Source organism: Microvirga arsenatis (genome assembly GCF_009910705.1).
GTDB lineage: Bacteria > Pseudomonadota > Alphaproteobacteria > Rhizobiales > Beijerinckiaceae > Microvirga > Microvirga arsenatis.
Window position 1 is genome coordinate 301,923 of record NZ_JAAAXJ010000002.1, and the last position, 12,175, is coordinate 314,097.

Below are 12,175 nucleotides of genomic sequence, written 5' to 3' on the forward strand. Positions count from 1 at the left end.
GTTGGGTGCGGAAAACCGGGGACCGCTTTTCCGCACGATGCGCCAGTGTCGCGATCCATAGCGGAAGCGGACCTCAAAGGCTATGTAAGAGCCCTCAAGAAGCCGAGAGATGGTTGATGCCCGAACTGCCCGAAGTCGAGACCGTGCGCCGGGGCCTGGAGCCCGCCATGGTCGGAGCCCGCTTCACCAAGGTCGTCCAGCGCCGGCCCGACCTGCGCTTTCCCTTTCCGGAGCGGTTTTCGGAACGCCTGGAGGGGCAGGAGGTGCGGTCCCTCAGCCGGCGGGCCAAGTATCTGCTCGCCGATCTCTCCTCCGGCGAGGTGCTCGTCATGCACTTGGGCATGTCCGGCCGCTTTCTCGTCACCATGGACGGCGCCACCCGGATGCCGGGCGAGTTCCATCACGAGCATGGCGGCGCAGGGGCCCACGACCATGTGGTGTTCGGGCTCTCCAACGGGGCGACCGTCACCTATAACGACGCCCGCCGCTTCGGCTTCATGGACCTGGTGCCCCGGGCCGGGATCGAGAGCTCGAAGCATTTTGCCGGCATGGGGATCGAGCCCCTCGGCAACGAGCTCTCGGGCGAGGCCATCGCCCGATTGTTCATGGCTAAGCGCACGCCCCTGAAGGCCGCCCTCCTCGATCAGCGCCTGATCGCGGGCCTCGGCAACATCTATGTCTGCGAAGCCCTGTTCCGCACCGGCCTTCATCCGGAGGCTCCGGCCGGCTCGCTCGTGACCAAGACGGGGGAGCCGACGGAGAAGGCGCATCGGCTGGCGGACATCATCCGGGAGGTGCTTGCCGAGGCGGTGGAGGCCGGCGGCTCCACCTTGCGCGACCACGCCCAGGTGGACGGCTCGCTCGGCTACTTCCAGCATTCCTTCCGGGTCTACGACCGGGAGGGGGAGCCCTGCGTGACGCCCGGCTGCGCCGGCACGGTGGCGCGGCTCGTGCAGTCGGGACGCTCCACCTTTTATTGCCCGGAATGCCAGCCGCACTCCCCGTCGAAGGCACGGTAGGCTTCGATTTTCTCTTGCCGCGGCCTGCGCCCTCGCCTACCGGTGTCCTGTCATCGATGAGGAGATGCCGGCATGGCTTTTGAGACGATTCTCGTTGAGACCCGCGGCAAGGTGGGGCTGATCACCCTCAACCGGCCCCAGGCGCTGAACGCCCTCAATTCCACCCTTCTCGGCGAGGTGAACCAGGCGCTCGACGCCTTCGAGGCGGACGCAAACATCGGCTGCATCGTCATCACCGGTTCGGAGAAGGCTTTTGCCGCCGGCGCCGACATCAAGGAGATGGCGGAACTCGCCTATCCTCATACCTACATGGCCGACTTCTTCTCCGGCTGGGAGAAGGTGTCGGGGCGGCGCAAGCCGATGATCGCGGCGGTGGCGGGCTTTGCGCTCGGGGGCGGCTGCGAATTCGCCATGATGTGCGACTTCATCATCGCGGCCGACAACGCCAAGTTCGGCCAGCCCGAGATCAAGCTCGGCGTGATGCCGGGCATGGGCGGCACCCAGCGCCTCACCCGCCTCATCGGCAAGGCCAAGGCCATGGAGATGTGCCTGACGGGCCGCATGATGGGCGCGGAGGAGGCCGAGCGCTCCGGGCTCGTCGCCCGCGTGGTGCCGCTGGCGGATCTTCTCCCCGAGGCGCTGAAGACGGCCGAGACCATCGCCTCCATGTCGCTGCCCATCGCCATGATGACGAAGGAGACGATCAACCGGGCCGACGAGGTGTCGCTCTCCGAGGGCATCCGCTTCGAGCGGCGCCTGTTCCACGCCATGTTCGCCACCGCCGACCAGAAGGAAGGCATGGCCGCCTTCATCGGGAAGCGGCCCCCTGACTTCAAGAACACCTGAACCTTGGACGCCATCGGCTTCGACATGATCGCGGCGCTCGCCGCGGTCTCCTTTTTGGCGGGCTTCGTCGACGCGATCGCCGGGGGCGGCGGGCTCCTGACCGTGCCCGCCCTGCTGCTTGCCGGCCTCGATCCGGCCCAGGCCATCGCCACCAACAAGGTGCAGGGCTCCGTGGCCGCGGCCTCCGCCACCTACACCTTCGGCCGGAGGGGCCTGATCGACTGGAGAAGGGCGTGGGGTTTCACCCTCGTGGCCTTTGCGAGCAGCGTGGCCGGGGCGCTCTGCGTGCAGTTCCTGCCGCGCGCGGTGCTCGAGGTGCTGATCCCGCTTCTCCTCATCGTCATCGCCCTCTACTTCGCTTTTTCGCGCAAGGTGAAGGACGAGGACGCCCAGGCCCGCATGACGGCTCTCGCCTTCGGGCTCACCGCCCCGGTGGCGGTGGGCTTCTACGACGGCATCTTCGGGCCGGGCGCCGGCTCCTTCTACATGCTCGCCTTCGTGACCCTTCTCGGCTACGGGGTGGTCCGGGCCACCGCCCACACCAAGCTCGTCAATTTCGCGAGCAATTTCGGCAGCCTCCTTCTTTATGCGGCGACAGGCGCGGTGGTCTGGCCGCTGGGCCTCGCCATGTCGGCGGCCTCCCTGCTCGGGGCCCAGATCGGATCGCGGCTGGCCCTTCGGCTCGGCTCCCGGCTCATCCGCCCCCTGCTGGTCCTGGTATCGAGCCTGATGGCCCTGAGGCTCCTGCTCGACCCTGCCAATCCGTGGCGGCAGGCCCTTCGGGGGCTTTTTTGACGCGCAAAGGCCCATGGACGTTGACGTTCACAGGGTTCGCGTCTATAAGCCGCCTCACATGAGCCCGCGCGTCCCGCGGGCTCTTCGGTTTCCATGCAATCAACCGATCGCTGCCGGAGCTCTCCAGGGCTTGAGCTTGGCCATCGGGATTTTGAAAAGAACGAGGATGGGCCATGGCCAACACCGTGTCCGCCAAGAAGATGACCCGCAAGATCGCGAAGCGCACCGCGATCAACAAGTCGCGTCGCAGCCGGATGCGGACCTTCATCCGCAAGGTTGAGGAGGCGATCGCCTCCGGCAACCAGGCCGAGGCTGTGGCGGCTCTGCGCGCCGCCGAACCGGAGATGATGCGCGCGGCCCAGAAGGGCATCGTGCACAAGAACACCGCGTCGCGGAAGGTCTCGCGCCTCGCGCACCGCATCAAGACGCTGAGCGCTTAAAAAGCAGCTTCGAAGCTGTCTTCTCATCACCGATCAGACCCGGCCGAAAGGCCGGGTTTTTTCATGTCCGGCTTCAGGTTCTGCGTCTAAATTTTATCCACATGAGAGCTTGACTTTATCCCCGTTCGACAGGGTGAAGGCTGCGCGGCTCAGATTCAAACTGCACACAAAAGATTCTTCATCCTCAACACTTTAGCAGGCAAAGCATTGCGAAGCATCAGAATCACCCTGCGATTCGACACGAATCGCGCGTGATTCAAGGTTGCGCGAAAACTCTTTTTTCGGATCCCGGGCCGACCCGCGCGACACAGTGAATCACCTGAAGAGTCAGGACTTTAAAGCCGAGTTTGAAAACCTGTGGACGAGGCCGTGGACACAATCACGGGTTTGCCGGCGCCCGTGACTCGACTCGGCCGTATTGCACCCCCTCCTGCACCCTGTGTAAGGTCAACCTGCTTCAACGGCTCGCCGTTAAGTCATTCACTCAACGATCGAACTAAACACACCATGCGTGGGGATAAGCTGTTGTTTCATTCCTTTAAGAAGCAGGCGAAGGCTGATCCTTTACCAAGGGGTACACTTGACAGACCTTGAGTGATCCAAAAGGGGGCGGCATCCGACGACCGTCTCCACTTAAAAACAGACGTATAATCTTTAGTACAATTTGGGGGCTCCACGTTCTGAACATCTTGTGAGGCAGCTGTGTCCGGGTGTTCAAAACGGGTCATGCGTGGGGGTTTCGGCCGTGTCAGGCATCGGAACCTCGTGGAGGGATGTTGATGTATCGCAGCGACGATCACCGAACCTATGCCGCGTCCAGCGAGAACGGCATGGAGGTTCCGGGCGAGCAAACGGCAGCGGAGGTATGGGCGCGGGTGAAGCGCCGACTGCGGGCCGAGCTGGGCGAGGATATCTTCGCCAGCTGGTTCGGCCGCCTGGAGCTGGATTCGGTGATCGAGGGCTGCGCCTATCTCACGGTGCCCACCCGCTTCCTGAAGAGCTGGATCGAGTCCCACTATGCGGACCGCGTGCTGGCGGTCTACCGCTCCGAGGCCGGCAACGTGGAGCGCATCTCCATCGGCGTGCGCAGCACCCTCGGCCGCGACCCGGCCGCTCAGCGCCGGGCGAGCGAGGCGCCGCGTCCTTCTCCCGCTCCCTCCATGGCCATGCCGACCAGCCCCGGCGAGATCAAGCTCCCTTCCTCGCCCGGTCCGCAAGAGGAGCGCGGCGAGTCCGGCGATCTCGGCGGAGCGCCGCTCGACCCGCGCCTCACCTTCGAAAGCTTCATCGTCGGACGCTCCAACGCGCTGGCCCACGCGGCCGCCGACCGGGTCGCCCATGCGCAGAACGGACAGGTGATCTACAACCCGCTCTACCTTCACGCGGGCGTCGGCCTCGGCAAGACGCACCTTCTTCATGCGATCGGCCATGCGGTGCGCGCGCAGGGACGCCGGGTGATCTATCTCACCGCCGACCGTTTCATGTACGGCTTCGTCGCTTCCCTGAAGGCCCAGACGTCGCTTGCCTTCAAGGAGCGCCTGCGCGGCATCGACCTGCTCATCATCGACGACGTGCAGTTCATCCAGGGCAAGCAGATCCAGCAGGAATTCGGCCATACCCTGAACGCGCTCATCGATGCGGGACGCCAGATCGTGATCGCCGCGGATCGTCCGCCGGCGGATCTCGAAAACCTCGACGAGCGGGTGCGCTCGCGCCTCGCCGGCGGGCTCGTGGTCGAGGTCAGCGCCCTGGACGAGGCGCTGCGCACCTCGATCCTCACCACCCGCATCGAGGCGCTCAGGACCATTCATCCCAGCTTCGAGGTGGGGCCGAACGTGATCGCCTACGTGGCCCGCGCCATCACGGCCAACGGGCGCGACCTGGAGGGTGCGGTGAACCGCCTGCTGGCGCATGCCACGCTCACCGGATCGGCCATCACCCTCGAGACCGCCGAGACCGCGATCCGCGATCTCGTGCGCAACCGGGAGCCGAAGCGGGTCAAGATCGAGGACATCCAGAAGCTGGTGGCCTCCCGCTACAACGTCTCCCGCTCCGACATCCTCTCGGAGCGCCGCACCGCCGCCGTGGTGCGCCCGCGCCAGATCGCCATGTACCTGTCGAAGGTGCTCACCCTGCGCTCCCTGCCGGAGATCGGCCGCCGCTTCGGCGGGCGCGACCACACCACCGTGCTCCATGCGGTGCGCAAAATCGAGAAGGCCTTGGGCGAGGACAATGCGCTCTCCGACGAGGTCGAGCTCCTGAAAAGGATGCTGCAGGAGTAGGCGCTTCAGGGCCGGGACAGCCCCCGGCCTTGCTTTCTCCTGAGACAAAAGCCAATCTTGCTGCCCTGCTTGCCCCGCCCGAGGCCCCCTCGAGGCGGATATGAGCCAAGAATTTCACCGAAACCGGGTGCATAAGGTTATGAGAGTTACCGTTGAGCGCGCCGCTCTGCTGAAGGCGCTGGGGCACGTGCACCGCGTCGTCGAGCGCCGCAACACCATCCCGATCCTGTCCAACGTCCTGCTGCGGGCGGAGGAGGGGTCGCTGCGCCTCAAGGCCACCGATCTCGACATCGAGGTGACGGAGACGATCCCGGCCGACATCACGGAGGCCGGCTCCACCACCGTGCCGGCCTACATGATCTACGACATCGTGCGCAAACTGCCGGACGGCTCGCAGGTCTCCCTCGAGATGAGCCCCGACATGGGCCAGATGCAGATCCGCTCCGGCCGTTCGCGCTTCATGCTGCAGGCGCTGCCGGAGAGCGATTTTCCGGATCTCGCCGCCGGCGACCTGCCGCACCGCTTCACGCTCCCCGCCTCGGACCTCAAGCGCCTGATCGAAAAGACCCAGTTCGCGATCTCGACGGAGGAAACGCGCTACTATCTCAACGGCATCTACCTCCACACCCTGGATGCCGGCGGCTCCGTGGTCATGCGCGCCGTCGCCACCGACGGCCACCGCCTGGCCCGCGTCGAGATCCCGGCGCCGGCCGGTTCCGAGGGCATGCCCGGCGTGATCGTGCCGCGCAAGGCCGTGGCCGAGATCGTCAAGCTCGTGGAGGACGGCTCGGAGAACATCACCATCGAACTCTCCTCCGCCAAGGTGCGGCTGACCTTCGATGGCGTGGTGCTGACCTCCAAGCTCATCGACGGCACCTTCCCCGATTACCAGCGGGTCATCCCGGCCGGGAACGACAAGGTGCTCGTGGTCGAGCGCGGCGACTTCTCCAAGGCCGTGGACCGCGTCTCCACCATCTCGTCCGAGCGCGGCCGTGCGGTGAAGCTGGCGCTCGCCGACGGGCGCCTGACGCTGACCGTCAACAACCCGGATTCGGGCAGCGCGACGGAGGAGCTCGAGGTCGACTACGATGCGGCGCCGATCGATATCGGCTTCAACGCCCGCTACCTCCTCGACATCGCAGGTCAGCTCGACGGCGACACCGCCCTGTTCAAGCTCGCCGATCCCGGCTCCCCCACCATCATCCAGGACCGCGAAGGCGCCGCCGCGCTCTACGTCCTGATGCCGATGCGGGTGTAGCCCACGTGGTCATCCCGGACGGAGCGTAGCGACGATCCGGGATCGTCTTCAGAATAAGGCGCCATTCCTGTCGACCGATCCCGGGTTCCGCTGCGCGGCCCCGGGATGACGCTTCTGTTGCCGTCAAAGCTTGATCTTTCGCCCCCGCTCCTGAAAGAAGGGGGCGCATGTCCTCCGCCCCCGTTGCCGCGTCCCGAATCGTCCGCCTGATCCTTCAGGATTTCCGCACCTATGCGAGCCTGGACCTCTCCGTCTCGCGCCCGCTCGTGGCGCTCGTCGGCGAGAACGGCGCGGGCAAGACCAATGTGCTGGAGGCGATCTCCCTCTTCATGCCGGGACGGGGCCTGAGGCGCGCGGAGCTCGCCGAGATGGCGCGCCACGAAGGGCCTGGCTCGTTTGCCGTATCCGTCGCGCTCGATGCACCTTACGGCGAGCATCGCCTCGGCACGGGAATCGAGAGCCCGAACGACGGCTCCCGGTCCTCGCGGGTCTGCCGCATCGACGGCATGTCGGCCCCCTCGCCCACGGCTTTCGCCGAGTACCTGCGCATCGTCTGGCTCACGCCGGATCTCGACGCCCTCTTCCGCGGCCCCGCCGGCGACCGAAGGCGGTTCCTCGACCGGCTCGTGCTGGCGGTGGATGCGGAGCATGGCGCCCGGGTGAATGCGCTCGAGCGGGCCCTGCGCTCGCGCAACCGGGTGCTGGAAGAAAACCCCGACGACCGCCTCTGGCTCGACGCGCTGGAGCGCGAGGTGGCGGAACTGGCGATCGCGGTCGCGGCCGCCCGCCGCGAGACGGTGGAGCGGCTGGCAAGCCTCATCCTCGAGACCCGCGAGGACAACTCGCCCTTTCCCTTCGCCACGATGGGCCTGGAAGGCGAGATCGACACGCTGGTTGCCACTCTGCCTGCCGTCGATGCCGAGGACCGCTACCGCGCGATCCTGCGGGAGCACCGCCCCCGCGACCGGGCGGCGGGCCGCACCCTCGTGGGCCCCCAGGCCTCGGACCTGCTGGTGCGCCATGGACCGAAGGATATCCCGGCCAGCACCGCCTCCACCGGCGAGCAGAAGGCGCTGCTCATCGGCCTGGTGCTCGCCCATGCCCGGCTGGTGGCCAGCATGAGCGGCATCGCCCCTTTCGTGCTTCTCGACGAGGTGGCGGCCCATCTGGACCCCCGCCGCCGGGCCGGCCTCTTCACGGCGCTGGAATCGCTGGGCGGTCAGGTCTGGATGACGGGAGCCGATCCGAGCCTGTTTGCCGAGCTTGAGGGACGGGCCGACATCGTGCGCGTATTCCCAGGTCGGGTCGAGGTCTGAGATGTGGTTCCTCGCTCCCTTCGCAGTTTTCGGAGCCATAGGCCTCATCGGCGTGGCTTCCCTCATCCCTACCCTCGGTCCTACCCTCGACAAGCTGCGATCGCTTCCCAAACCGCCTTCCCAGTCGGATGTGGGACTGGTTGCCCTTGTTCTGATTCAGCCGACGATGCTCGTCCTGCTGACGGTCGCCGCCGGCGTCCTTCTCGCAGACCGGGTCGGCCTGCGCTCCTACCTCCTCGCATGGTCGCGGGGGGTGTCCTTGCCTGGAAGCTTCGGCTCGGGAGTTCCGGCGGCTATCGGCCTGGCGCTTGCCACCGGGACGGCCATCATCGCTTTGGATCTCCTTTTCAAGGAGGTCATGGAGCCCGGGTCCATCGCAAAGCTTGCGGGGACGAGCCCTATGCCGAATTGGGCCGCCCGGGCGAGCGCCATCCTTTACGGAGGCATCACGGAGGAAGTGATGATGCGCTTCGGCCTCATGACACTCCTCATCTGGTTAGCGAGCCTTGTTCTTCCCGGCACCTTCGCCAGCCGTCCCGGCATCCTGATCGGGACGGCGATCATCGTCTCGGCGCTCCTGTTCGGCCTTGGACATCTGCCCCGGCTTTTTGCCGCGACACAGCCCTCGACGGCGCTCGTCCTGCATATTGTCGTCCTCAACATGCTGGCGGGGCTCGCCTATGGCTGGCTTTACTGGCGGCACAGCCTGGAGCACGCCATGCTGGCCCATGCGCTTACGCACGTCACCTTCTGGATAATGACGCCGGGTCTCGTCCGTATTGGGCAAAGTCTCGCTAAGTGACGGCGGAGAACTCCCCGCAACATTGAAGGCCGGCCGATATCTTGCAGGCCCCAGCCGGAATAATCGAACCCATCACAATTCCTTGATGGTCTACGGGGTCCACAGATTGTAGTCTGGCCCGCGACGCCGCTTCTCATCGTACCCGATTTCTAGCCATGGATCCCGCAGGCCTTCTGCTCTTCTCCTCCGCCCTCTTCATCGCCGCGGCCTCGCCGGGGCCGGGGATTGCCGCCATCGTGGCGCGGGTGCTGGGGCGCGGTCCCAGGGGCGCCGTGGCGTTCAGCATGGGCGTGGCCCTGGGCGACGTGGTGTGGCTGTCCTTCGCAGTCCTGGGCCTTGCCGCCCTGGCGCAGACCTTCCACGGGATTTTCCTGGTCATCAAATATCTCGGCGCCGCCTATCTCCTGTACATTGCCTACAAGCTCTGGACGGCACCCGCGGCATCCCAGGAGGTGGAGGCGAATCGGGCGGCGGAGCACCCGGCCAAGCTCTTCCTCGCCGGGCTCGCCGTGACCATGGGGAATCCGAAGGTCATGGTGTTCTACCTGGCGCTCCTGCCCACCTTCCTCGACCTCACCCGGATCACGGTGCTCGGCTTTGCCGAGCTTGCCCTGGCGGCCTTGACGGTTCTGGGCGTGGTCTTCGCCGGCTACATCGTCCTCGCCGCCCGCGCCCGCCGGCTTTTCACCAGCCCGCGGGCGGTCCGCATCCTCAACCGGGCCACGGGCACGGTCATGGCGGGCGCAGCCGCTGCCGTTGCGGCCCGCTGAGGGCTCTTCCGGCCTGAGGCAACAAACCACCCCTGAAGGGCCTCGATTCGGCGGTTTTTGGTGGATTTTCCCGCCCCTTTTCACGCGCGCATATGCGCGCGGGGGTGAAATTTCAACCATTCATCCCTAAATAACTGATCTGACGAATCAAAAGCCTGGCGCGCCCTTTTCCTTTCGCCGCGCCATGAAGGATCCCAAATGGCCGAACCTGCTATCAACGTGAATGCCGACGCCTATGGCGCGGAATCGATCAAGGTGCTCAAGGGCCTTGATGCGGTGCGCAAGCGGCCGGGCATGTATATCGGCGATACCGATGACGGCTCGGGCCTGCACCACATGGTCTACGAGGTGGTGGACAACGCCATCGACGAGGCGCTCGCCGGTCACGCAACGGAAGTCACCGTCACGCTCAATGCGGACGGCTCGGTGACCGTGACCGACAACGGCCGCGGCATCCCCACCGACATCCACCCGGGCGAGGGTGTCTCGGCGGCCGAGGTCATCATGACCCAGCTGCATGCGGGCGGAAAGTTCGACCAGAACTCCTACAAGGTCTCGGGCGGACTGCACGGCGTGGGCGTGTCCGTGGTGAATGCGCTCTCCACGTCGCTCAAGCTGCGCATTTTCCGCAACGGCAAGGAACACTTCATGGAGTTCCGCCACGGCGAGGCGGTGGCCCCGCTCGCCGTCGTGGGCGACGCGCCGGGCAAGCGCGGCACGGAGGTGACCTTCACGCCCTCCCCTGAAACCTTCACCATGGTGGAGTTCGACTATTCCACCCTCGAGCACCGTCTGCGCGAGCTCGCCTTCCTGAACTCCGGCGTGCGCATCATCCTCACCGACAAGCGCCATGCGGAGCACAAGCGCGAGGAGCTGATGTACGAGGGCGGCGTCGAGGCCTTCGTGCGCTATCTCGACCGCACCAAGAACCCGCTGATCCAGCAGCCGATCATGATCCGCTCCGAGAAGGACGGCATCGGCGTGGAGGTGGCGCTGTGGTGGAACGATTCCTACCACGAGAACGTGCTCTGCTTCACCAACAACATCCCGCAGCGGGACGGCGGCACCCATCTTGCGGGCTTCCGCGCGGCCTTGACGCGCCAGGTGAACGGCTACGCCGAGTCCTCGGGCCTGACCAAGAAGGAAAAGGTCTCGCTCACCGGCGACGATTGCCGGGAAGGCCTGACCGCCGTCGTGTCCGTGAAGGTGCCGGACCCGAAATTCTCGTCGCAGACGAAGGACAAGCTCGTCTCGTCCGAGGTGCGGCCGGCCGTCGAGAACGTGGTCAACGAGGCTCTCAACAACTGGCTCGAGGAGCATCCGCAGGAGGCACGCACCCTCGTCGGCAAGGTGGTGGAAGCCGCCGCCGCCCGCGAGGCCGCCCGCAAGGCGCGCGAGCTCACCCGACGCAAGGGAGCGCTCGACGTGGCCTCCCTGCCCGGCAAGCTCGCGGACTGCCAGGAGCGCGACCCCTCGAAATGCGAGCTGCTGCTCGTCGAGGGCGACTCGGCCGGCGGCTCCGCCAAGCAGGGCCGCGACCGCGCCTTCCAGGCCGTGCTTCCCTTGCGCGGAAAAATCCTCAACGTGGAGCGCGCGCGCTTCGACAAGATGCTCTCGAGCCAGGAGATCGGCACGCTGATCACCGCGCTCGGCACGGGCATCGGCCGCGAGGAGTTCAACATCGAGAAGCTGCGCTACCACCGCATCATCATCATGACGGATGCGGACGTGGACGGCTCGCACATCCGCACGCTCCTGCTCACCTTCTTCTTCCGGCAGATGCCGGAGCTGATCGAGCGCGGGCACCTCTACATCGCGCAGCCGCCGCTCTACAAGGCGACCCGCGGCAAGTCCTCGATCTACCTGAAGGACGAGCGCGCGCTCGAAGACTACCTCATCGGGGAAGGCATCGAGGGCGCCTCGCTGCAGCTCGAAACCGGCGTGTCCTTCCAGGGCGACCAGCTGAGAGGCCTGATCGACGAGTCGCGTCTCGTGCGGCAGGTGCTCAACAGCCTGCACACCCGCTACGACCGCAAGATCGTGGAGCAGGCGGCCATCGCCGGGGCTCTGCGTCCGGACGTGGCCGAGGATCCGCAGCAAGGTCCCGCGAAAGCCGCCTATATCGCCCAGCGCCTCGATGCGATCTCGGAGGAGCTCGAGCGCGGCTGGACCGGCGAGGTCCGCGAGGGCGGCTACGTCTTCTCGCGCACCGTGCGCGGCGTGACGCAGACCGCAATCCTCGACCAGGCGCTGATCGCCAGTCAGGAGTCCAAGAAGCTCGACGAGCGCGCGGCCACCCTGCAGGACGTCTACGCCAGGCCTGCGAAACTCCTGCGCAAGAACGACGAGACGCAGATCGACGGTCCGCTCTCCCTGTTCCAGGCGGTGCTCGCCGCCGGCCGCAAGGGCCTTCAGCTCCAGCGCTACAAGGGTCTCGGCGAGATGACGGCCCAGCAGCTCTGGGAGACCACCCTCGACCGCGACGTGCGCTCGCTCCTGCAGGTGAAGGTGAAGGACACCACCGACGCCGACGACCTGTTCGTGAAGCTCATGGGCGACGTGGTGGAGCCGCGGCGCGAGTTCATCCAGGAGAACGCGCTCTCGGTGGCGAACCTGGACGTGTAAGCCGCACTATCTGTGGACAGTC

At 66.1% G+C, this 12,175-nt stretch carries 10 protein-coding genes; all 10 read left to right on the top strand.

The features are described from left to right. Positions 1 to 116 precede the first annotated feature (116 nt). Positions 117 to 1,019: a bifunctional DNA-formamidopyrimidine glycosylase/DNA-(apurinic or apyrimidinic site) lyase gene (gene mutM, locus GR303_RS04665; protein ID WP_161721167.1), complete on the top strand. Its 903-nt coding sequence runs from the start codon at positions 117 to 119 to the stop codon at positions 1,017 to 1,019. Between the two features lie 72 nt (positions 1,020 to 1,091). Further along, positions 1,092 to 1,865 carry an enoyl-CoA hydratase gene (locus GR303_RS04670; RefSeq protein ID WP_161721166.1) on the top strand — a complete coding sequence of 258 codons (774 nt, stop codon included), beginning with the start codon at positions 1,092 to 1,094 and terminating at the stop codon, positions 1,863 to 1,865. A gap of 24 nt (positions 1,866 to 1,889) precedes the next feature. Beyond that, the gene (locus GR303_RS04675; RefSeq protein ID WP_201751917.1) at positions 1,890 to 2,660 is read left to right on the top strand and encodes a TSUP family transporter; all 771 of its coding nucleotides are present in this window, start codon (positions 1,890 to 1,892) and stop codon (positions 2,658 to 2,660) included. Between the two features lie 173 nt (positions 2,661 to 2,833). Then, positions 2,834 to 3,100 (top strand): 30S ribosomal protein S20, encoded by a 267-nt coding sequence (gene rpsT, locus GR303_RS04680; RefSeq protein ID WP_161721164.1) that lies wholly within the window; start codon positions 2,834 to 2,836, stop codon positions 3,098 to 3,100. 830 nt (positions 3,101 to 3,930) lie between these two features. Beyond that, positions 3,931 to 5,382: a chromosomal replication initiator protein DnaA gene (gene dnaA, locus GR303_RS04685; protein ID WP_201751918.1), complete on the top strand. Its 1,452-nt coding sequence runs from the start codon at positions 3,931 to 3,933 to the stop codon at positions 5,380 to 5,382. A 139-nt stretch (positions 5,383 to 5,521) separates the two neighbouring features. Next, on the top strand, positions 5,522 to 6,640 hold the full coding sequence (gene dnaN, locus GR303_RS04690) for a DNA polymerase III subunit beta (RefSeq protein ID WP_161721162.1): 1,119 nt from the start codon (positions 5,522 to 5,524) through the stop codon (positions 6,638 to 6,640). A gap of 167 nt (positions 6,641 to 6,807) precedes the next feature. Continuing rightward, positions 6,808 to 7,956 carry a DNA replication/repair protein RecF gene (gene recF / locus GR303_RS04695; RefSeq protein WP_161721161.1) on the top strand — a complete coding sequence of 383 codons (1,149 nt, stop codon included), beginning with the start codon at positions 6,808 to 6,810 and terminating at the stop codon, positions 7,954 to 7,956. A gap of 1 nt (position 7,957) precedes the next feature. Continuing rightward, positions 7,958 to 8,758: a CPBP family intramembrane glutamic endopeptidase gene (locus tag GR303_RS04700; protein ID WP_161721160.1), complete on the top strand. Its 801-nt coding sequence runs from the start codon at positions 7,958 to 7,960 to the stop codon at positions 8,756 to 8,758. Positions 8,759 to 8,913: 155 nt separating this feature from the next. Next, positions 8,914 to 9,528 carry a LysE family translocator gene (locus GR303_RS04705; protein ID WP_161721159.1) on the top strand — a complete coding sequence of 205 codons (615 nt, stop codon included), beginning with the start codon at positions 8,914 to 8,916 and terminating at the stop codon, positions 9,526 to 9,528. Between the two features lie 198 nt (positions 9,529 to 9,726). Next, positions 9,727 to 12,153 (top strand): DNA topoisomerase (ATP-hydrolyzing) subunit B, encoded by a 2,427-nt coding sequence (gene gyrB / locus GR303_RS04710; protein WP_161721158.1) that lies wholly within the window; start codon positions 9,727 to 9,729, stop codon positions 12,151 to 12,153. Positions 12,154 to 12,175: the final 22 nt, after the last annotated feature.